Origin of the sequence: Sphingomonas sp., assembly GCF_050725575.1 — a bacterium.
In the GTDB taxonomy this organism is placed as follows: domain Bacteria; phylum Pseudomonadota; class Alphaproteobacteria; order Sphingomonadales; family Sphingomonadaceae; genus Sphingomonas.
On sequence record NZ_JBOHHW010000002.1, the window covers coordinates 199,291 to 218,678 of the forward strand.

The window sequence follows — 19,388 nt, forward strand, 5'->3', positions numbered from 1 at the left end:
AAGTACCTTATCCGGTGAGTGACGCGCGGCGCAGATCGCGGGCACGCGTCAGGATGGCGTCTTCCAGCTTCTGGACCGTTGCCGCCTTGACCGGTGCTGCGATCCACTGGCCGTTCTGGTTGACCTCGCGAAGAGCGGCAACACGCAGGCCATCGGCGCGCAGATCCTGATCGAGGATCGTCACGGTTACCTTGACCCGCTCGGTCGGCGCTGACGGGTTGATATACCAGTCGGTCACGATCACGCCGCCGTTCGAATCGGTCTGAAGCAGCGGCATGAAGCTCAGCGTGTCGAGGCTGGCGCGCCACAAATAGCTGTTCACACCGATGGTCGTAATCTTCGACGCAGCGAGATCGGCCTTGGGGCGATCCTTGCCGCCGCCGCATGCTCCAAGCGCAAGGGCGGGAGCGAGGGCGAGCAAAGCCAGAAGCGCGGGGGCCGGACGGCGGATCATTGGCGGTTTCCTGGGCGTAATTTGAACACTGAGCGTGCATCTATAGATGGTCTCGCGCTCGCCGCAAGCACGGGCGGGCCGCGGTGCCTTTCGCGTCTCCCTGTGGGCGGTTTGCAACACTTGCTAATAAAGCGACTCCGCACGGTAGTGACTCCCGTCGGAATCGTGATAGGCGCGTTATGAAACCTGGCGCGGATTCTCGCCGGGCGTGGGGATGCACGTGGTCGTTGGTCGCACGATTGTCGGGGTTGCTTTGGGGGCGCTGGTCGCCGCCGGCCTCGCTGTGGCGCCTGCGCTTGGTGCGTCGGAGGTTTCGAACCGCGTTGACAAGCGTCCTGTCGCGGTCCGCAGTGTCGGTACCTTCACGCCCGCATCGGCCGACCCGCGGCTCGCGGCGGTGTTCGCGCGCGGTGGTCTCGACACCACCGGCTTCCGCTTCACGCCGTCGGAAACGCGCCGCAATGTCAATCGCGCGGTGACCGTTGCGGTCCGCGCTCGTTCGACGCGCAGTGCAATCGATGCCGAGCGGTCGATCGTCGCTCCGGTCGCATCGTCGGTCAGCCTTGCGCCGATCGCCTATAATCTCGGCGTCTCCGTCGGCTGGAAGCGTTTCGCGCTGTCGGGTGACCTCGCCCGCGTCGATCTGGCCGCGTTGCCGGGCAGCCGCCAGAGTGTCGATCTCGGGATCAGCTATACCGGACGCAAGTTCAGCGGCCGGGTAAAGGCGATCGCCGATCGCCCGCTGGCCAATTCGTCCAAGCTGGTCGAGGATGCACCGTCCTACGCGCTTGATGTCGGCGGCTCCTATTCGCTGACCCGCAATCTCGATGTGACTGCGGGCGTGCGTTACAAGTCGGAAGCAGAGCGCCTGCCGCGCCTCGCCGATGAACGCCGCGACAGCCAGGCGGTCTATATCGGTACTGCCTTCCGCTTCTGATCCCTGCGGTTCGGCTGTTGCCACGCATCGATAGCTGCCCAGCCATGGAAACCCAGTCTCGCCAATCGCCGGCCGTGCGACGCGTTCATGCCGCCAAGGGCGATACGCGGCAAGCCGAGTCTGTTCGTCGTCAGCGCGGCGCGTACCGGACCCAATGACGGGGTGCCGGGGTGAGTCCGTGTCGGAAAGATCGGCGAGACGAAGATCAGGTTCGCTCCTGCGCGCGCGCCGGCGACGGCCTCGCGCCGCGAATGCGCCGGCCAGGTCCTGATTCCGCCGGCCGGCATCCGGCCGGGCCCGTGCACGCCCATTTCGCCGGCCATCCGCTCGGATCCGGCGCGTATCAGAAGCAGCCCCTTGCGCCGGGCGAGTCGCAGGATTCGTGCGAACAGCATGCGCCGCGCCGGCAACGCTGTGCCGAAATGACGAAACACCACACCCGCACCCCGCGGCAAAGCCTCCAGCGATCGCCACAGATCGTCGCCCATGCGTTCGTCGGTCATCAGCCACCGGTCGGGCAACGGAATCGGCAGGGCGGGGTGGCGAGCGGACACGGCCCTGCCTATAGCAGCGCCGATGTCTCCGCACGATCCCGCAACCCGCCCCGCCCTGGACCGCCTCGCCCCGGACCGTCTCACCACTGTCATTGAGTCGATCGCTCGCGCCGCCGCCCTGGCGAAACGTCGGGCAGACGAGGTGACGCTGATCGCCGTGTCCAAGACGCAAGGAAATGAGTCGATTCTCCCGTTGCTCGCCGCTGGCCAGCGCGATTTCGGCGAAAACCGGGTGCAGGAGGCGCAGGCCAAATGGCCGGCCCTGCGCGAGGTTTATCCGGAGACGATCCTCCACCTGATCGGTCAGCTTCAGTCGAACAAGGCGGAAGAGGCCGTCGCCTTGTTCGATGCGATCCATTCGGTCGACCGGCCGTCACTGGTCGCGGCGCTCGCCCGGGCAATGGACAGGTCCGGACGCCGTCCGACCTGTTTCATCCAGGTCAATATTGGCGATGAGGAGCAGAAGGGCGGCTGCGCGATCGGCGATCTCACGGCGTTGTTGCGCGAAGCGCGCACCGCCGACCTGCCGGTCGCCGGCCTGATGGCGATTCCTCCGGCTGGAGTCGATGCTGCGCCTTATTTCGCGCTGCTGGCGAAGATCGCGCGCGACCAGGGCCTGGCCGGGCTCAGCATGGGCATGTCGGGCGATTTCGAGACCGCGGTCACGATCGGCGCAACCCATGTGCGCGTCGGCACCGCATTGTTCGGCGCGCGACAGGTCGGAGATGGGGCATGAAATACGACGCCATCATCTTCGATTTCGACGGTGTGCTGATCGAAAGCGAACTAGTCGGCAACCGACAGATCGCGCATTATCTGACCGGCATTGGCCATCCGACCACGACCGAGGAGTCGATGGCCAATTTCATGGGTCTCTCGGGCGGTGACTTCATCGCGGCGGTCGAACGCTGGATCGGCCGGGTCCTGCCGGATGATTTCCACACCACGCGCAAGGCGGAGGATGAGCGCGTGATGACTGAGGGCATCGATGCGGTCGCCGGCGCGATCGCCTTCGTCCAGGGCCTACCCGCCGACCTGCCCATCGCCATCGCCTCATCGAGCTCGTGCCGCTGGATCAGGCGCCATCTCGATCATATCGGCCTGCGCGACCGGTTCGAACCGATGATTTTCAGCGGCCGCGAGCATGTCGCGCGCGGCAAGCCCGAACCCGATCTCTATCTTTACGCGGCGCACGCGCTCGGCATCGACATCACGCGCTGCGTGATCATTGAGGATTCTCCGGTCGGTGCGACCGGCGCGGTGGTGTCGGGCGCGCATGTCATCGGCTTTGTCGGCGGCAGCCACTGCGCCCCAGACCATGGCGACCGGCTGCGCGCGATCGGTGTGCGCGATATTGCCGGTACCTTCGACGAGATTGCCGCGCTAATCGCCTAAAGCTGGTGACCGGTGCGATCGCGCTTGGTCGCCAGATAGCGCTCGTTGTGCGGATTGGTCGGCAGGAAGTGCGGCACGCGCTCGACCACGTTGATTCCGGCCGCCTCGAGCTGTGCGACCTTTTGCGGATTGTTGGTCAGCAAGCGCACCGACCGCTGCCCGAGCAGCGCCAACATGCGCGCCGCGACCGAGAAATCGCGCGCATCGATCGCGAAGCCCAGCCGGGTATTGGCATCGACCGTATCGAATCCCTGGTCCTGCAGCGCATAGGCGCGCAGCTTGTTGATCAGGCCGATCCCGCGCCCTTCCTGGCGCAGATAGAGCAGGATGCCCCAGCCACTCGCGGCAATCGCGGCAATCGCGGTGTCGAGCTGTGGTCCGCAATCGCATTTGAGGCTGCCGAGCACATCGCCGGTCAGGCATTCGCTGTGCAGGCGCACCAGCGGCGGCTGGCCATTGGGCGCGCCGATCAGCAGCGCGATATGCTCGCCCGGTGACTCGGGCGTGCGGAATGCAACGATCTCGGCATCTTCGGCCCCCGCCACAGGCAGCCTCGCTCGCGCCGCGATCGTCAGCCTTACGGCGTCTTCATGCGCATCGATATCGGCGACGGTGATGTCCTGGCCGGCGCGGCCGCCGGCAATGACGAAGAATGCGGGCAGCATCCCGCTGATCCGGGCTAGCCGCAGCGCCGCAGCGCCTGCCTCGGGCGCGTCAAGCCGGATGGCATGGAACGGGCCCTTCAGCGGGGTTTTCAGGTCAAACTGCGGGTCGGCCAGTGCGGTCGCGGTCGCGAAATCGAGCCAGGATGCGCGTTCGACCAGGACCGGCGCGTCGGGTACCGCCGCGTCGACCTGATTGGCGAGCTTCAGTGTCGCGGCACGACCGGCGGACAGCAGGATCGGCGCGCGCGCATCGGGATCGAACGTAGCCAGCCGTACCGGGTCGGCGGTCTCGATCGGCAGCAGCGCAAGCGTGCCGTCGCTGCCCGCAATGGTGACCGGCCATCCGCGCCGCAGGGCATCGATCGCCCGTGCGGCGGCCCCGGCATCGCTCATTCCATCCTCATTCCTCTCCGCGCCGCTCACAGGGCGAATTCGGTCATGATCGGCACATGGTCGGACGGTTTCAGCCAACTGCGGCAACCCTCGAACACGGTATGGCCGATCGCCGTCCTCGCGACATCTGCGGTGGCCCACATATGGTCGAGCCGCCGCCCGCGATCCGACGCCAGCCAATCCTTGGCGCGGTAGCTCCACCACGTGTACAGTCGCGCCGGATCGGGATGGAAATGCCGCCCGAGATCGACCCAGTCGTTTGATGCTTTCAGCCCGTCGAGCGCCGCGACCTCGATCGGCGTATGGCTGACCACGTCAAGCAGCTGCTTGTGGCTCCACACATCGCATTCCAGCGGTGCGATATTGAAATCGCCGACCAGCAAGGTCGGTACGGTCAACCCTTGCGACCAACGGGTCATGCGCTCGACGAAATCGAGCTTCTGACCGAATTTGGGGTTCACCTCCCGGTCGGGTACATCGCCGCCGGCGGGGACATAGACATTCTCAAGGCGCAGGCCGCCCGGCAGCCGCACGCCGATATGCCGCGCCTCGCGATTGGCCTGCCAGTCGAACCGGTCGTCCTCGACCAGCGGCACGCGACTGATGATCGCCACGCCGTGATGCATCTTCTGCCCATGGAGCAGGATATGGTCATAGCCGAGCGCCCGGAATGGCGCGGCTGGAAAGTCGCCGTCGATCACTTTGGTTTCCTGCAGGCACAGGATATCCGGCGCGACCTCGCGCAGGAACCGTTCGACGATCTCGATGCGGAACCGCACCGAGTTGATATTCCACGAAACGATTTTGAGCGTGTCCGTCATCCCGGCGATGTAGCCATGCCGTCACAATAGCGCCAGTGCGCTGCGCCGGAACGGGACATGAGGTGGGTAAGCATTGACCCGGATAAGGAAAGGCCCCCGCTCCGGGGGCATGGAGCGAGGGCCGACCTAGCGTTCGTCACGCAGGCAGGATGGGGACCTTATTCGAGCAACAGGGGGAAAATCCCGAACTGCCCCACATCCGCGAGGGTCGTAATAGTGAAGCAAACCTGTCGCCAATATGAATGAAATCCTATCGCGGCCCAGAAATGCGCCGTGGATCGTTCCAGCGGAACGCTCCGTCGCTGATTGACGCGTTGAAACGCTGATTCGTCAGCCGGATGGTGGTGCGATTATTCTGGCTGTCGAGCGCGACCCAGCCTTGCAGCATCAATCCGCCCGGTGCCGACTCGTTGCGCACAAAGACCAGGGTGATACGGCCATATTCGGGATGTTTGGGATCGTTCGCCTCGACCGAGATGATCCGTGGGTCGTTGCCGGCAATCACCTTGGCGAATCGCGTCATGTCGCGCTCGGGATTGAGCAGGATCGACAGCGGCGAATTGCCGATCGGCCAGCGTTGCACCTGCTTCACCGAATAATCGATGAAGGTCAGCGCCTTGCCGTCACCGACGATCAGGATTGGCACGCCCTTTTCATATTGGAAGCGGATCTTGCCCGGTTTTTTAAGGGTCAGCTCACCGGTCAGCACCTTGCCGACCCGGTCGGTCTGAGTGAAAGTCGCGGTCATGCTCTGCACCGATTGCAGATGCGTCTGGACCAGGCCGAGGTCGCCCGGCGCGCGGGCGGGCGCCGGTGCCGCGGCGGCAATAATGGGGGCTACGAGGGCGGGAACCGCGGCAAGCGCGGACAACAGGCGGAAATTCACGAAATTCTCCCGATACAGGCCGCAAGCGCTAGGGGCTCGGCCTTGAACCCGCTCTGAACCGTTCGCGCTACAGTGGGTTCCCGTCGCGGTCGCGCAGCACGTCGCGCCGGCCAACATGGTCGGGGCGCGAGACGATGCCGTCCTTCTCCATCCGCTCGATCAGCCGTGCGGCCGAATTATAGCCGATGCGTAGCTGACGCTGCAGCCAGGAGGTCGATGCCTTCTGGCTTTCGACCACCAGCTGGATCGCCGAGCGATATTGCTGGTCTTCGGCCGAATCCTCGCCGGTCGGCGTGCCGTCGAGGACGAAACCGTCCTCGGGTTCTTCAGTGACCGACTGGATATAATCCGGCCGGCCCTGGGCGCGCCAGTGATCGGCGACCGAGCGTACCTCATCGTCGGACACGAACGGACCGTGCACGCGCACCACGCCCTTGCCGCCGGGCATGTAGAGCATGTCGCCCTTGCCGAGCAGCTGTTCGGCGCCCTGCTCGCCCAAAATGGTGCGCGAATCGATCTTCGAGGTGACGTGGAAACTGATTCGCGTCGGCAGATTGGCCTTGATCACACCGGTGATGACGTCGACCGACGGACGCTGCGTCGCCATGATCAGGTGAATGCCGGCTGCGCGCGCCTTTTGTGCGAGCCGCTGGATCAGGAATTCGACTTCCTTGCCCGCGGTCATCATCAGGTCGGCGAGTTCGTCGACGATCACCACGATCTGCGGCAGCGGCTGGAAGTCGAGCGTTTCCTCCTCATAGACCGGCTGGCGCGTATCCGGGTCGTAGCCGGTCTGCACACGGCGGCCGAGCGGCTGGCCCTTGGCACGGGCGGCGCGGACCTTCTCGTTGAAGCTCGCCAAGCTGCGCACGCCGACCGACGACATTTGCCGGTACCGGTCCTCCATCTGCTCCACCGCCCATTTCAGCGCGCGGACCGCCTTGGCGGGGTCGGTGACGACCGGGGCGAGGAGATGCGGGATATCCTCATACATGCTCAATTCGAGCATCTTCGGGTCGATCATGATCATCCGGCACTGGTCGGGCCGCAGCCGGTAGAGCAGCGACAGGATCATGCAGTTGAGTCCGACCGACTTGCCCGAGCCGGTGGTGCCCGCAACGAGCAGATGCGGCATCGGCGCGAGATCGGCGATGACGGGATCGCCGGCAATGTTCTTGCCCAGCACCAGCGGCAGCGAGGCGGACTGGTCCTCGAAGGTCTGCGACCCGATCAGTTCGTGCAAGCCCACCGTTTCGCGCCGCGCATTGGGCAATTCGATGCCAATCACGGTGCGCCCGGGAATCGTCGCGACGCGGGCGGAAATTGCCGACATGTTGCGCGCGATATCGTCGGCGAGCTGAATCACCCGGCTTGCCTTGATCCCCGATGCCGGTTCCAGTTCGTACATCGTCACCACCGGGCCGGGGCGGATGTTGATGATCGATCCCTTGACGTGGAAATCGTCGAGTACCGATTCGAGCAGCCGGGCATTGCGCTCCAGCGCCGCCTTGTCGATCGGCCCGCCGGGCGCCGGCGGCGCCGGCTTGAGCAGGTCGAGCGGCGGCAATTGCGAATTGTCGCCCAGGTCGAACGAGGCCTGTTTGGTCTTGGGCTTGGCGACCGACGGCGCAAGCGAGCGTTCGGCGATCACCGGGCCGGGCCGGGGATCGGGCATGGCGATCGGCCGCGGCTCGGGTTTGCGCGACGGCGTGCGGGGCGATTCTGGCGCCAGCACCTGCTGGTCGGGGATGCTCAGATCGGCCTTGAACGGCAGCAATTGTTGCCAGTCGCGCTCAGCCAGGCTGATTTGCAGCGCGCGGACATAGACCACCGCGCCCGCCACGCCGGCCAGCAGGCCGACACCACGCCCGGTCCATAGGATCACCACCGGATCGCCAATGAAATCGATGCCCCAGCGCAGCAGGTCGGCGAGCGACAAGCCGATCAGCCCGCCCCATCCGGCGGGCAGAGCCAGCACCGATGATGCCGACACGAACGACAAGGCTGTACCGATCAGTGCGACGCCAATCACCGCGCCGATCAGCATCCGGCGCCAGCGCCCCGCGGAAACCCCACGCCACAGGCGCATCGCGAGGATCGGCGCAACCGGCAGAAGCAATATGGCGGGCAGCGGCCCGAACAGTGCGAAGGCGAGATCGGCGAACCAGGCGCCTGGAGTGCCGAGCCAATTCTGGGCCGGACCGCCCGACGCTGTATTGAGCGACGGATCGCCCGAATGATAGCTGGCGAGCGCAATGATCATCAAAATGGTCAGCGTGAACAAGGTGATCGCGCCGAGCAGCGCGCTGCTGCGCACCGCACCTGCCTTCATCGTTTCGCGCCAAAGCGGTGGCTGCGCACGGCTCGCCATGTGTTATCCCCGTCTGTCCGCTGTCTGTTCCGCAATGATCGCGCTTGTCGACTCCCCCGTCAAGCAAATGGCGTCAGACTGATGACGTCAACGCTAACGACCCTGGAGCGCATTGGCAGCGCCTCAGCTGAGCGTTACAGGACGGTCATGGAAACAGCCGATGTGATAATCCTGGGCGGTGGGCTGGTCGGCAGCGCACTTGCAGTGGCGCTCGATACCCATGGGCTGAGCTCGATCGTGGTCGATATCGCCGACCCGGACGTGATCCTGGCTGCCGGATTCGATGGCCGTGCTTCGGCGATCGCCAGCGCGCCCTATCGGATGCTCAGTGCGATCGGCGTGGTCGACCGGCTCGCCGGCCATGGCTGCCCGATCCAGGGCATTCGGGTCAGCGACGGGCTGGAACCCGGTGCGCTCGACTTCGAACCCGATGCCGATGACGGCGCACTTGGCCATATGTTCGAGAACCGGCTGCTGCGCGGCGCTCTGTTCGCGGCGGCCAGTGCGGCGCCCGGCGTGGATTTGCGCATGAAGACGCGTGCCGTGGCGGTCGACCGCGGCTCGCATGGCGTCACCGCGACGCTCGATTCAGGCGCGACCATCTCGGCGCCGCTGCTGATCGCTGCCGAGGGGCGCAATTCGCCGACCCGCGATGCCGCCGGCATCCGCGTGGCGCGCTGGACCTATGATCACGCCGCGATCGTCACCTCGCTTTATCACGAACATAGCCATGAGAATGTGGCGTTCGAGATCTTCTACCCGCAGGGGCCGTTCGCGATTCTGCCGCTTAACGACGACGCGCAAGGCCATCGCTCGGCGATCGTCTGGTCGGTCAAGCGCCATGAAGCGCCGGGCATGATGAAATTGTCCGATCGCGGCTTCCTGGCTGAGGCGGAAAAGAAGATGGGCGGATTTCTCGGTACGCTCGGGCCGCTGGGCGGGCGCTCAAGCTATCCGCTTGGCTTCCACCACGCGGCGCAGATCGTGTCGGACCGGCTCGCGCTGGTCGGCGATGCGGCGCACGGCATTCATCCGATCGCTGGCCAGGGCGTCAATGTCGGCTTCCGCGACGTCGCGACGTTGGTCGAGGTGCTGGTCGAGGGGAAACGAATTGGCCTCGATCTCGGCGACCCGGCCTTGCTCGCGCGCTATCAGCGCTGGCGCAGCCTCGACACGCTGATGGTGTCGATCGCCACCGACGGGCTGACGCGCCTGTTCGGCATCCCCGGCAAGACCGCCAATGCGGCGCGTCGCTTCGGCTTGTCGGCGGTGCAGAAACTGCCGCCGCTCAAGGATCGCTTCATGGCCGAGGCACGCGGAGAGAGCGGTGAAGTGCCGAAACTGCTGCAGGGGTTGATGGTCTAGCGGACCGGTTCGGCGATTTCCTGCTCCGCGGCAATGGCTTTGCCTGCGGGACGCACCATGATGAACGTGCCCGACCAGATTCCCGGAATATCCCAGATTCCGTTGATCTCGTTACCGTCCGGGCTGACCGATCCCTGGTACGAAACCGTATAATGCGCACGGGTCGGTTTATCGTATGACTTCACGAAGCTAACCTTGCCGCCATCGTGCCGGCCTTCGATCCAGGCAATGAGCGTCGCGCCGCGATCACCTGATGCATCGCTCTGTTCGGTGGTTTCCCCCACCAATATGCCGCCGCTATCGCGCAATATGGCGACGAAATGGTTCGATCCGGGCCCGCGGGGATAGTTGAAGATGCCGTCCCATCGACCGCTAAGGTCATCCGCGCTGGTGTGAGTCATCGACCCACGCTCACTGCAGCGTCACCGAATCCTCGCCGTCATGTCGGCCGAAGAATTGCATCAGCTGGATGATCAGCTCGGCGCGGTCTTCGATACCCTGGGCTTCAAGCAGGGCCTGTTTCGCCGCGACGTCGAACGGTGCGATCTGGGCGATGCCATTGACCAGCGCCTCGTCGTCGAGCCGGGTGACCGCTTCCCAGTCGACCGCATAGCCCTGCGAATCGGCAAAGCGGCGCGATTCCATCTCCAGCGAGGAGCGGCGGGAGAGCGATAATATCTCGGCTTCGGCCGATACTGGCAGCAATTCGGCCTCGACCTGGCGGAACGCCGTGGTGACGTCGAGTTCGCGGATGATCCGGAACAGCGACAGCCCTTCGAGTACGAGATTGTAGCGCCCGTCCTCGATCGCCTCGAATTCGCCGATCTTGCCGACACAGCCGATGTCGAACAGCGCAGGTGGCTCGCCACGCGTGCCCATATTCGGGCGGGGCTGAATCATGCCGATTCGCCGGTCGCGCGCCATCGAATCGGAGATCATCGCGCGATAGCGTGGCTCGAAGATGTGCAGCGGCAGATGCATCCCCGGAAACAGCAGCGCGCCCGCCAATGGAAAGACGGACAGGCGCGTGTTTCGGGGCGTGTCGTTCATCCGAACAGGATCGCGGACAAACGGCGGCGCTGCGCCGATACCCAGGGGTCTTCGAGCCCCACGACGTCGAACAATTTCAGCAATTGCGTCCGCGCTGCGCCCTCGTTCCAGGTGCGATCGGCGGCAATGATCGCGAGCAGCGAATCAGCGGCCGCATCGCGGTCGCCCGTCGCCATCTGCCCGCCGGCGAGTTCGAATCGCTTGGCATGATCGTCGGGATTGGCCGCGACCTCCGCCGCCAGCCCGGCGAGATCATCGACCGGCCTGGCGTCGCGCGCCAGCGCCAGCGCCGATTTCGCGCGCTCGATCTCGGGCAGCTTGGCCATCTCCTCGGGCAGTGCGGCGATCGCCGCATCGGCTTCATCGACCCGATTCGCTGCGACCAGCGCACGCAAGCGGCCCGACAGCACTGCCGGGTGATCCGGCGCCATCTCGGCCAGCTGATCGAACACCGACAGCGCCCGTTCGGCATCGCCTTCGGCCAGCACCTGCTCGCCCATTGCGATCAGCGGCTCGAGCTCGGCTTCGAGGCTCGCGGCCTCGCTCTGGATCGGCAATTGCTTGAGGATCTGGTCAAGCATCACGCGAAGCTGCGATTCAGTGTGCGCCGGGGTCAGGTCGGCGACCAGCTGTCCCTGGAACATCGCATAGACGGTCGGGATCGACTTGATCTGGAATTGGGACGAGATGAACTGATTCTTGTCGGTATCGACCTTGGCCAGCACCACGCCCTTGTCGGCATAGGCGGCGGCGACCTTTTCCAGGATCGGGGTCAGCGCCTTGCACGGTCCGCACCATTCGGCCCAGAAATCGATGATGACGAGGCTCGTCATCGACGGCTCGACCACGTCGCGGCGGAAAGCCTCCACGGCTTCGCGGTCAACGGCGCTCATTCCAAGGGTAGCCAAGTCACACTCCAATATCGCAGCTGTCCGGGTATGGGGCCTTATGTGGGCGCTTGGGGGCTCAAGCCAACCCTTTTCGTTGGGAATGCGAAGGCGGCCGAGTTGGGGCTTGCCGGACCGGAAAGCCGCTGCTAGAGGCCACCGCCTTACCCGCCCGGTCCGTGACCGGTCAGGCGCCAGAGCGGGCGTAGCTCAGGGGTAGAGCACAACCTTGCCAAGGTTGGGGTCGAGGGTTCGAATCCCTTCGCCCGCTCCAGTTTTCGAAAAATCGAGAACTGCCGTTCGTTGCGATCGCGACGATACCGTCCGGACTCTCCACGATGCCGATCGACGCCGGGGCTCGCCAGCGGCGAATCGCGTCGCTACCGAACGGCGATGTCGATGCTGTCGGTCCATCAGGAAAATCTCGCCCAGCTCGCGGCTCAGGACCGGCTGCGGTCGCTCGTCCCGCGCCGTGGCGTCGATTTCGCCTCCAACGACTATCTTGCGCTCGCCACATCGTCGCGCTTGCGCGATGCGGTGACTGCGGCGCTGGGCGAGGGCGTGGCGATTGGGTCGGGCGGATCGCGGCTGTTGCGCGGCAATGATGCGGAGCATGAAGTGCTTGAGCAGGAGGCCGCGCGCTTCTTCGGTGCGGAAACGGCTCTGTTCTTCTCCAGCGGCTATGTCGCCAATGCTGCGTTGTTCGCGACGCTGCCGCAGCGCGGCGATCTCGTGGTGCATGATGCGCTGGTCCATGCCAGTGCACATGAAGGGATGCGGCTGAGCCGTGCCGACCATGTTTCCGCCCCGCATAATGATGTCGGCGCATTCGAGGACGAGATCGCGCGCTGGCGGCGTGCCGGCGGCACTGGCCGCACGTGGATCGCGGTCGAGAGCCTGTACAGTATGGACGGCGACCGCGCGCCGCTCGCTGCGCTGGCCGATCTGGCGGACCGGCTCGATGCCTTTCTGCTGATCGATGAGGCGCATGCGACCGGGGTGTTCGGCACGATGGGGCGCGGGCTGGCGGACGAGCTTGAGGGGCGCGAGAACGTCCTGACCCTGCGCACCTGCGGCAAGGCACTGGGTTGCGAGGGCGCCTTGCTGTGCGGACCTGCCGTGCTGCGCGATTTTCTGGTCAATCGGGGCCGCGGCTTCATCTTCTCCACCGCGCCGTCGCCGCTGATGGCGCGGGCGGCGCGCGAAAGCCTGGTGATCCTTGCCGATGAGCCGGAGCGGCGCGAGCGGCTCCGTTCGCTGGTTGCCCATGCGGAACGGGTGCTCGCACCGGTCGGCGTTGCGCCCACCGGGTCGCAGATCCTGCCGCTGGTGTTGGGCGACGATGCGACGACGATGCGGGTTGCCGGCGCGGTGCAGGCCGCCGGCTTCGATGTCCGCGGCATCCGCCCGCCGACTGTGCCCGCAAACACCGCGCGGCTGCGCATCTCGCTGACGCTGAATGTGACGCCAGCGCAGATCGACGCGCTGGCCGAGGCTCTGCGGGACGCCCTGCAATGAACGGGGCAATGAGCAATCGGACGATCGTCGTCACCGGGACCGATACCGATGTCGGCAAGACGGTGTTCGCCGCCGCGCTGACCGCAGCGCTCGGCGCATCCTATTGGAAGCCGGTCCAGGCAGGACTGGACGAGGGCGGCGATACCTCGACGGTGGCGCGGCTCGGCGGGCTTCCGGCCGAGCGCATCCTGCCCGAGGCGTACCGGCTGACCACACCCTGCTCGCCGCATCGCGCCGCGCAGATCGACGGCGTTGCGATCGATATCGAGCGGCTGGCGATCCCGGCGATCGACGGGCCGTTGGTCATCGAGGGCGCGGGTGGCGTGCTCGTGCCGATCACGCCGGACCTTCTGTTCGCCGACCTGTTCGCGCGCTGGCAATACCCGGTGGTGCTGGTCGCGCGCACCGGACTGGGCACCATCAACCACAGCCTGTTGTCGATCGAGGCACTGCGGCGGCGCGACGTGCCGATTCTCGGCATCGCCTTTATCGGCGATGCGGTCGAGGACAGCGAAGCGACCATTGCCCGTCTCGGCGCGGTGCGCCGCCTCGGCCGGCTGCCGCATCTGCCCGAGCTCGACGCCACGACTCTGGCGGCGGCATTCCAGGCCCATTTCACTCTCAAGGATTTCCAGTGAGCGGTTCGCCCGTCTGGCATCCCTTCACTCAGCATGGGCTGGGCGAGCCGATCCCGCTGGTCACGCACGGTGAGGGCGCCGCACTCCATACCGCCGATGGCCGGCGGATCATCGATGCGATCTCGTCCTGGTGGGTGACCACGCATGGCCACCGCCATCCGCGCATCATGGCGGCGATCGCTGAGCAGGCCGGAAAGCTCGACCAGATCATCTTCGCCGGCTGGACGCACGAGCCGGCCGAATCGCTCGCGCGCGGGCTGTGCGAGATCATGCCGGCGGCGCTCACGCGTGTCTTCTTCTCCGATTCGGGATCGACCAGCGTCGAGGTCGCGCTGAAGATGGCGCTCGGTTACTGGCGCAGCCGGGACGAGCGGCGCGACCGTATCGTGGTGATGCAGCACAGCTATCATGGCGACACGATCGGCGCGATGTCGGTCGGCGCGCGCGGCGTATTCAATCAGGCCTATGAGCCATTGCTGTTCGATGTGGCGACGATCCCCTTTCCAGTTGCCGGGGCGGAGCAGCACACGCTCGATGCGCTGGAGGCGGTTTGCCGGACCGGGCCGGCGGCGTTCATCGTCGAGCCGCTGGTGCTCGGCGCGGGCGGCATGGTCTTCTATGTCGCGACCGTGCTGGCCGAGATGCGGCGCATCTGCGCGCGATATGGGGTGTTGTTCATCGCCGATGAGGTGATGACCGGTTGGGGGCGCACCGGCACCTTGCTGGCGTGCGAGCAGGCGGATGTGGTGCCCGATATCCTGTGCCTGTCGAAGGGGCTGACCGGCGGTGCCCTCCCGCTTGCCGTGACCATGGCGAGCGAGCCGGTGTTCCAGGCGCATTATGCGGCGGACCGCGCGCGGATGTTCTTCCACTCGTCGAGCTACACCGCCAACCCGATCGCCTGCGCGGCCGCCAATGCCAATCTCGCGATCTGGCGCGACGAACCGGTGCGCGAGCGAATCGCCGATCTCGGTCGCCGCCAGCAGGCCTGGATCGATAGCCTTGCCGGGCAGCACGGCATTCGCGGCGCGCGCGTGCTCGGGACGATCGCGGCAATCGAGATCGAGGGTGAAGACGGCTATCTCTCCGATCTTGGCCCGCGGCTGCTAGGCTTTTTCCGTGAGCGCGACCTGTTGCTCCGGCCGCTCGGCAACACCGTCTATGTCATGCCGCCTTATTGCACCGACGACAGCGATCTTGGGGCGATCCATACCGCTATCACGCAGGCGGTTGAGACGTTCAGATCCTGACATAGTTGACTAGCCTAAAGATATTAGGCAAACTGGCTAATAGATTTAGGATGGAGATTTCATGGTTCGCGCCGGATTGACGACGGAGCGGCTGGTTCGCGCCGGCGCGACATTGGCCGACGAAGCGGGGTTTGACGCCGTGACGCCATCGGCGCTGGCGAAGCTGTTCGACGTCAAGGTCGCCAGCCTCTATTCGCATGTGGCCAGTGCGCATGATCTGAAAACGCGGGTCGCGCTCCTGGCGCTCAGCGAACTGGCCGACCTTGCGACCGATGCGGTGGCCGGCAGGTCGGGCAAGGAAGCACTGGTCGCGCTGGCCGACGTCCATCGCGACTTCGCCCGCACGCATCCCGGTCTTTTTGCCGCAACCCGGTTTTCGCTCGATAGCGAAACCGCCGCGACCAGCGGTGGCGTCAGGCTTGCCGGGATGATCCGTGCCGTCCTGCGCGGCTATGACCTGGCCGAGCCGGAGCAGACCCATGCCGTCCGGTTGCTGGGCAGTGTGTTTCTCGGCTTTGCCACGCTGGAGCTTGGCGGGAGCTTCAGCCACAGCGCGCCTGACCCGCAGGACTCCTGGGGGCGGACGCTGGAGGCGCTGGATGCCGTTCTGCGGCATTGGCCACAGGTGTCAGGGTGAGCTGGTTCACCACACCGATCACATCGGACATCATGCGCGGCGCAATCGAGCTGGAGCGGACCAGCCACGGCGTGCTGCCGCACCGCCTGCCGGCCTGGGCGCGTTCGCAGTGTACCGACCCGCAACTGGCGATGGTCGAAGCCCAGCCTTCGGGAGTGCGGCTCGTCTTTCGCACCGGTGCGACGGCGATCGAGCTCGATGCGCTTGCCACCCGCCGCCTCTATGCGGGCGTGCCGCCGCGTCCGCCCGGCGTTTATGACCTGTGCATCGATGGCCGGCTGGCGGCGCAGGCCAGCCTGGATGGCGGCAACATTCTCCATATCGACATGGCGACCGGCGCCACCACGACCGAAGCCGGGCCTGCCGGCACCTTGCGCTTCGTGGATCTCCCTGCGGGCGTGAAGCAGATCGAGCTCTGGCTGCCGCACAATGAAGCCACCGAACTTGTTGCGCTGCGCACCAATGCCCGGGTTCAGGCCAGTGCTGAGCGCGCCGCGCCGTTGTGGCTGCACCATGGCAGTTCGATCAGCCATGGCTCCGATGCCGCCAGTCCGACCGGCACCTGGCCGGCCGTTGCCGCCACGCTTGCCGGTGTCGAGCTGGTCAATCTGGGCTTTGGCGGCGGCGCCTTGCTCGATCCCTTTGTCGCGCGCGTCATGCGCGACACGCCGGCGGACCTGATCAGTGTGAAGATCGGCATCAACCTGGTGAATGCCGACCTGATGCGGCTGCGCGCCTTTGGCCCTGCGGTCCATGGTTTCCTCGATACGATCCGTGACGGCCATCCGGCGACGCCGTTGCTGATGGTGTCACCAATCCTCTGTCCGATCCACGAAGATACCCCCGGGCCAGCTGCACCCGATTTTGCCGAGGGGCAGCTTCGCTTTCGCGCGACGGGCGACCCGGCGGATGTGGCGAGCGGCAAGCTGACGCTTGGCGTCATCCGCACCGCATTGGCGCAGGTTGTGGAACAGCGCGCGGCAAGCGATCCCAACGTTCACTATCTCGATGGGCGGGACTTGTATGGCGATGCCGATCACGCGGCATTGCCCTTGCCTGACCGGCTGCATCCCGATGCAGCGACGCACCGGCTTATCGGCGAACGCTTTGCAAGGTTGGGATTGTTGAACCGGTGAAGTTGCGCCGCGCAACTCCGGCCTGACGTCAGTCCCGCCGCGTCGCGCCGTCCAGGGTCAGAAAGGCAATGCCGCCCGACGCCACCGCGAGCACCGCGCAGATCAATGCCGCCGCCTGGAAGGCGGAGGTCAGCGCCGCGCCGACCTGCGCGATCACGGCGCCGGTCAATGCCGTGGCGATCAGGCCGCCGGTGCGGGCGATCGCGCTGTTGAAGCCGGAGGCGGTGCCGGTGTGCCGCTCATCGACCGAGGACAGCACCGCGGTGGTCAGCGGCGCGACCGCGCCGGCCATGCCGAGTGCGATCACCACCATGCCGGGCAGCACGCTGGTCCAGTAGCTCGCCTGCGGATCGACCCGCATCATCAGCGCGAAACCGATCCCGGTCACCACCGGGCCGATGGTCAGCGGCCAGCGCGGGCCGATCCGCTCGGTGGTCCGGCCCATCAGCCGCGATGCGCCGCCGATCACGATCGAAAAGGGCAGCAATGCCATGCCGGCCTGGAACGGGGTGTAGCCGCCGCCGACGATCAGCAGATAAGGCAGCAGCACGAGCAGCCCGCCAAGCGCACCGTAGAGCAGGAAGGTCAGCGCGGTCAGGCCGACAAAGGCGCGCGAGCCGAACAGCGACAGCGGCATCATCGCGCGGTCACCGCGGCGATGCTCGGTGAGCAGGAACAGGCCAAGCAGCCCGATGCCGGCGCCGGTGCCGGCCCACACCATCATACTCGCCTCGTGATGGCTCGACCACAGGGTCAGCGCCCAGGTCAGTGTGCCGAGCGCGGCGGTGGCAAGCAGCGCGCCGGGCCAGTCGAGTGGCTGTTCGCCCTCCGCACTCTCGCCGATATAGCGCCAGGCGATCAGCATCGCGCCCGCCGCGACCGGCAGGTTGAGCAGGAAAATGAAGCGCCAGCCCAGCCCGTCGACCAGCCAGCCGCCGAGCGGCGGTCCGCCGGCGCTGGCGATCGCGCCCGCCGCCGCCCAGGTGCCGATCGCGCGCCCGCGCGCTTCGCCGGAAAAGGCGTTGCCGAGGATCGCCAGGCTGTTGGGCATCAGCATTGCCGCACCGATCCCCTGCACCGCGCGCGCCGCGAGCAGCACGGCAAGCGACGGTGCCACCGCGCAGGCGATCGACGCGGCGGCGAACAGCGCCGTGCCCGCGATCAGCATCCGCCGCCGCCCGAAATGATCGCCCGCCGCACCGCCGAGCAGCAGCAGCGCCGATAACGGCAGCAGATAGGCGTTGACCGTCCATTGCAAATCGGCTGCCTCGCCGCCGAAGCTCCGTCCGATCGCCGGCAGCGCGACATTGACCACCGAGCCGTCGATAAAGGCGAGGCTCGACGCCAGGATCGTCGCGACAAGCGTCCAGTTGGGATGTCCGGTCGTGCCGCCCGGGCCAGTCGCGGCCTGGTCGCACGGTGTGGGCAGCGAGGTGCTCACCCGGCGTCCGCGAGCAGATCGCGTTCCTCGGGATGGCGATCGAGATAGGCCGCAACGAACTCGCATTGCGGATCGATCTTCAGCCCCTGTGCGCGGACGTTGTAGAGCGCATGCTTGATCAGCCGGCTGGCAATGCCCTTGCCCTGCAGCGCGCCCGGCACCACGGTATGGGTGAAGACCACCACATCGCCGTGCCGTTCATAGGCGGCGATGGCGAGCGCATCATCCTGGTGAAGTTCGTAGCGCTGCTTCGCGGTGTTGTTGACGATATCGGCCATGCCGGTTTGTCGCCGCTTTCCGGCGCCGGGGCAATATCGCTCCCTGTTCTCCCTGTTATTTCCCTGTTCGGTATTTTTTCAGGCGTTTCAGGCGAAAAAGGGGGTGTTTTGATCAAATTCGTCCAGTAATCCCAGTGGGTTACGAGGCCGCTCCCTGTTATGGCCATAACAGGGAGTTTCGCCCGCATAACAGGGAGATTCCGCTCCCTGTTTTCGCTGAAACAGGGAGGTCGTCCAGTCTTCAACATGAGAAAGAGCGCCGCGAAACCATCGCTGGTCCCGCATTGCGCCATGCTGCCCGGATCGGGCACGGTTTTGAATCGGCGCGATCAATCGTTTCCGGATCGCTCGATTTCGCCGGCACAGGTGAAGGCATCGTCGGCAACCGCTTTCAAATCGGCCGTGGTGCGAATGATGATCTGATTGCGATCGATCGCGGCTGAGATGTCATTGGTATCGGCCCGGGCAAGCCGGGCCTGCTGCTTCAGCACCGTTTGCCAGCGGGTTGCGAACTGGGCCGTGACGTCATCAAGGCCGAGCGCTTCCGCCTGCCGCCGCAGCGCCGGCGTCGCCAAACTGGAAACGGCTTTCGTCACGGCCGTGCAATACGCCGCCCGGTCGATCCGCTCGAGTCCAAGCTTGTGACGCGCTTGCCGGGCCTGATCGGTGGATTGAGGCGCGCGGTCGCATGCGGCGGTGAGCATGAGAAGCA

Annotated in this window: 21 protein-coding genes and 1 tRNA gene; 10 read left to right on the forward strand and 12 right to left on the reverse strand. The window is 65.8% G+C overall.

All coding sequences use genetic code 11. The annotated features are described in order from the left end of the window. Positions 1-7: 7 nt before the first annotated feature. Positions 8-454: a DUF3576 domain-containing protein gene (locus tag ACRECS_RS02165; RefSeq protein WP_431581304.1), complete on the reverse strand. Its 447-nt coding sequence runs from the start codon at positions 452-454 to the stop codon at positions 8-10. Between the two features lie 214 nt (positions 455-668). On the opposite strand from ACRECS_RS02165, the gene ACRECS_RS02170 reads away from it, so the two are divergent. Then, the gene (locus ACRECS_RS02170; RefSeq protein WP_431581305.1) at positions 669-1,391 is read left to right on the forward strand and encodes a hypothetical protein; all 723 of its coding nucleotides are present in this window, start codon (positions 669-671) and stop codon (positions 1,389-1,391) included. Here ACRECS_RS02170 and ACRECS_RS02175 read toward each other — a convergent pair. Further along, positions 1,364-1,945, reverse strand: coding sequence for a thiamine phosphate synthase (locus ACRECS_RS02175; protein WP_431581306.1), 582 nt, complete (start codon positions 1,943-1,945; stop codon positions 1,364-1,366). The two genes, ACRECS_RS02170 and ACRECS_RS02175, sit on opposite strands and share 28 nt — an antisense overlap. 22 nt (positions 1,946-1,967) lie before the next feature. On the opposite strand from ACRECS_RS02175, the gene ACRECS_RS02180 reads away from it, so the two are divergent. Together ACRECS_RS02180 and ACRECS_RS02185 are read left to right on the forward strand one after the other, a co-directional pair. Further along, entirely contained in the window at positions 1,968-2,681 is a 714-nt protein-coding gene (locus ACRECS_RS02180) for a YggS family pyridoxal phosphate-dependent enzyme (RefSeq protein ID WP_431581307.1), read from the forward strand. Further along, a complete protein-coding gene (locus tag ACRECS_RS02185) occupies positions 2,678-3,340 on the forward strand; it encodes an HAD family hydrolase (protein WP_431581308.1) in 663 nt (220 codons plus the stop codon). The genes ACRECS_RS02180 and ACRECS_RS02185 overlap by 4 nt, the downstream gene beginning before the upstream one ends. On the opposite strand, the gene ribA is transcribed toward ACRECS_RS02185, so the two are convergent. From ribA to ACRECS_RS02205, 4 genes are all read right to left on the reverse strand, one after another. Further along, positions 3,337-4,398, reverse strand: coding sequence for a GTP cyclohydrolase II (gene ribA / locus ACRECS_RS02190; RefSeq protein WP_431581309.1), 1,062 nt, complete (start codon positions 4,396-4,398; stop codon positions 3,337-3,339). The genes ACRECS_RS02185 and ribA overlap by 4 nt on opposite strands. 26 nt (positions 4,399-4,424) lie before the next feature. After that, positions 4,425-5,219, reverse strand: a complete 795-nt coding sequence (locus ACRECS_RS02195) for an exodeoxyribonuclease III (RefSeq protein WP_431581310.1) — start codon at positions 5,217-5,219, stop codon at positions 4,425-4,427. 250 nt (positions 5,220-5,469) lie between these two features. Beyond that, a complete protein-coding gene (locus ACRECS_RS02200; RefSeq protein WP_431581311.1) occupies positions 5,470-6,105 on the reverse strand; it encodes a LolA family protein in 636 nt (211 codons plus the stop codon). A 67-nt stretch (positions 6,106-6,172) separates the two neighbouring features. Then, a complete protein-coding gene (locus tag ACRECS_RS02205; protein WP_431581312.1) occupies positions 6,173-8,476 on the reverse strand; it encodes a DNA translocase FtsK in 2,304 nt (767 codons plus the stop codon). Positions 8,477-8,623: 147 nt separating this feature from the next. On the opposite strand from ACRECS_RS02205, the gene ACRECS_RS02210 reads away from it, so the two are divergent. Beyond that, a complete protein-coding gene (locus ACRECS_RS02210) occupies positions 8,624-9,841 on the forward strand; it encodes a UbiH/UbiF/VisC/COQ6 family ubiquinone biosynthesis hydroxylase (RefSeq protein ID WP_431581411.1) in 1,218 nt (405 codons plus the stop codon). Here ACRECS_RS02210 and ACRECS_RS02215 read toward each other — a convergent pair. The 3 genes from ACRECS_RS02215 to ACRECS_RS02225 are packed head-to-tail and all read right to left on the reverse strand — an operon-like array spanning position 9,838 to position 11,784. Then, entirely contained in the window at positions 9,838-10,242 is a 405-nt protein-coding gene (locus ACRECS_RS02215) for a hypothetical protein (RefSeq protein ID WP_431581313.1), read from the reverse strand. The genes ACRECS_RS02210 and ACRECS_RS02215 overlap by 4 nt on opposite strands. Positions 10,243-10,252: 10 nt before the next feature. Beyond that, complete coding sequence (locus ACRECS_RS02220) at positions 10,253-10,891, reverse strand: LON peptidase substrate-binding domain-containing protein (RefSeq protein ID WP_431581314.1); 639 nt, start codon at positions 10,889-10,891, stop codon at positions 10,253-10,255. Beyond that, positions 10,888-11,784, reverse strand: a complete 897-nt coding sequence (locus tag ACRECS_RS02225) for a tetratricopeptide repeat protein (RefSeq protein WP_431581315.1) — start codon at positions 11,782-11,784, stop codon at positions 10,888-10,890. Before ACRECS_RS02225 ends, ACRECS_RS02220 begins: the two co-directional genes overlap by 4 nt. Before the next feature lie 193 nt (positions 11,785-11,977). On the opposite strand from ACRECS_RS02225, the gene ACRECS_RS02230 reads away from it, so the two are divergent. From ACRECS_RS02230 to ACRECS_RS02255, 6 genes are all read left to right on the forward strand, one after another. Continuing rightward, positions 11,978-12,052 (forward strand) — tRNA-Gly (locus tag ACRECS_RS02230). 119 nt (positions 12,053-12,171) lie between these two features. Beyond that, positions 12,172-13,296, forward strand: a complete 1,125-nt coding sequence (locus ACRECS_RS02235; RefSeq protein WP_431581316.1) for an 8-amino-7-oxononanoate synthase — start codon at positions 12,172-12,174, stop codon at positions 13,294-13,296. An 8-nt stretch (positions 13,297-13,304) separates the two neighbouring features. Beyond that, the gene (gene bioD, locus ACRECS_RS02240) at positions 13,305-13,934 is read left to right on the forward strand and encodes a dethiobiotin synthase (protein ID WP_431581317.1); all 630 of its coding nucleotides are present in this window, start codon (positions 13,305-13,307) and stop codon (positions 13,932-13,934) included. Then, positions 13,931-15,184: an adenosylmethionine--8-amino-7-oxononanoate transaminase gene (locus ACRECS_RS02245; RefSeq protein WP_431581318.1), complete on the forward strand. Its 1,254-nt coding sequence runs from the start codon at positions 13,931-13,933 to the stop codon at positions 15,182-15,184. Before bioD ends, ACRECS_RS02245 begins: the two co-directional genes overlap by 4 nt. Positions 15,185-15,245: 61 nt before the next feature. After that, positions 15,246-15,821: a TetR/AcrR family transcriptional regulator gene (locus ACRECS_RS02250; protein WP_431581319.1), complete on the forward strand. Its 576-nt coding sequence runs from the start codon at positions 15,246-15,248 to the stop codon at positions 15,819-15,821. Beyond that, positions 15,818-16,957: a GDSL-type esterase/lipase family protein gene (locus ACRECS_RS02255; RefSeq protein WP_431581320.1), complete on the forward strand. Its 1,140-nt coding sequence runs from the start codon at positions 15,818-15,820 to the stop codon at positions 16,955-16,957. The genes ACRECS_RS02250 and ACRECS_RS02255 overlap by 4 nt, the downstream gene beginning before the upstream one ends. 28 nt (positions 16,958-16,985) lie before the next feature. Here ACRECS_RS02255 and ACRECS_RS02260 read toward each other — a convergent pair whose 3' ends face one another. The 3 genes from ACRECS_RS02260 to ACRECS_RS02270 form a co-directional block, all read right to left on the reverse strand. After that, positions 16,986-18,398, reverse strand: a complete 1,413-nt coding sequence (locus ACRECS_RS02260; protein ID WP_431581321.1) for an MFS transporter — start codon at positions 18,396-18,398, stop codon at positions 16,986-16,988. Beyond that, on the reverse strand, positions 18,395-18,676 hold the full coding sequence (locus tag ACRECS_RS02265; protein ID WP_431581322.1) for a GNAT family N-acetyltransferase: 282 nt from the start codon (positions 18,674-18,676) through the stop codon (positions 18,395-18,397). The genes ACRECS_RS02260 and ACRECS_RS02265 overlap by 4 nt, the downstream gene beginning before the upstream one ends. 329 nt (positions 18,677-19,005) lie before the next feature. Next, complete coding sequence (locus ACRECS_RS02270) at positions 19,006-19,380, reverse strand: hypothetical protein (RefSeq protein ID WP_431581323.1); 375 nt, start codon at positions 19,378-19,380, stop codon at positions 19,006-19,008. Positions 19,381-19,388: the final 8 nt, after the last annotated feature.

Excerpts from the sequence above, each read along its gene's own strand:
- bioD (WP_431581317.1), top strand. The coding sequence starts at position 13,305 with ATGAGCAATCGGACGATCGTCGTCACCGGGACCGATACCGATGTCGGC.
- ACRECS_RS02225 (WP_431581315.1), bottom strand. The coding sequence starts at position 11,784 with ATGAGCGCCGTTGACCGCGAAGCCGTGGAGGCTTTCCGCCGCGACGTG.
- ACRECS_RS02165 (WP_431581304.1), bottom strand. The coding sequence starts at position 454 with ATGATCCGCCGTCCGGCCCCCGCGCTTCTGGCTTTGCTCGCCCTCGCT.
- ACRECS_RS02195 (WP_431581310.1), bottom strand. The coding sequence starts at position 5,219 with ATGACGGACACGCTCAAAATCGTTTCGTGGAATATCAACTCGGTGCGG.
- ACRECS_RS02250 (WP_431581319.1), top strand. The coding sequence starts at position 15,246 with ATGGTTCGCGCCGGATTGACGACGGAGCGGCTGGTTCGCGCCGGCGCG.
- ACRECS_RS02185 (WP_431581308.1), top strand. The coding sequence starts at position 2,678 with ATGAAATACGACGCCATCATCTTCGATTTCGACGGTGTGCTGATCGAA.
- ACRECS_RS02170 (WP_431581305.1), top strand. The coding sequence starts at position 669 with ATGCACGTGGTCGTTGGTCGCACGATTGTCGGGGTTGCTTTGGGGGCG.
- ACRECS_RS02265 (WP_431581322.1), bottom strand. The coding sequence starts at position 18,676 with ATGGCCGATATCGTCAACAACACCGCGAAGCAGCGCTACGAACTTCAC.
- ACRECS_RS02210 (WP_431581411.1), top strand. The coding sequence starts at position 8,624 with ATGGAAACAGCCGATGTGATAATCCTGGGCGGTGGGCTGGTCGGCAGC.
- ACRECS_RS02220 (WP_431581314.1), bottom strand. The coding sequence starts at position 10,891 with ATGAACGACACGCCCCGAAACACGCGCCTGTCCGTCTTTCCATTGGCG.
- ribA (WP_431581309.1), bottom strand. The coding sequence starts at position 4,398 with ATGAGCGATGCCGGGGCCGCCGCACGGGCGATCGATGCCCTGCGGCGC.
- ACRECS_RS02270 (WP_431581323.1), bottom strand. The coding sequence starts at position 19,380 with ATGCTCACCGCCGCATGCGACCGCGCGCCTCAATCCACCGATCAGGCC.
- ACRECS_RS02235 (WP_431581316.1), top strand. The coding sequence starts at position 12,172 with ATGTCGATGCTGTCGGTCCATCAGGAAAATCTCGCCCAGCTCGCGGCT.
- ACRECS_RS02215 (WP_431581313.1), bottom strand. The coding sequence starts at position 10,242 with ATGACTCACACCAGCGCGGATGACCTTAGCGGTCGATGGGACGGCATC.
- ACRECS_RS02180 (WP_431581307.1), top strand. The coding sequence starts at position 1,968 with ATGTCTCCGCACGATCCCGCAACCCGCCCCGCCCTGGACCGCCTCGCC.
- ACRECS_RS02205 (WP_431581312.1), bottom strand. The coding sequence starts at position 8,476 with ATGGCGAGCCGTGCGCAGCCACCGCTTTGGCGCGAAACGATGAAGGCA.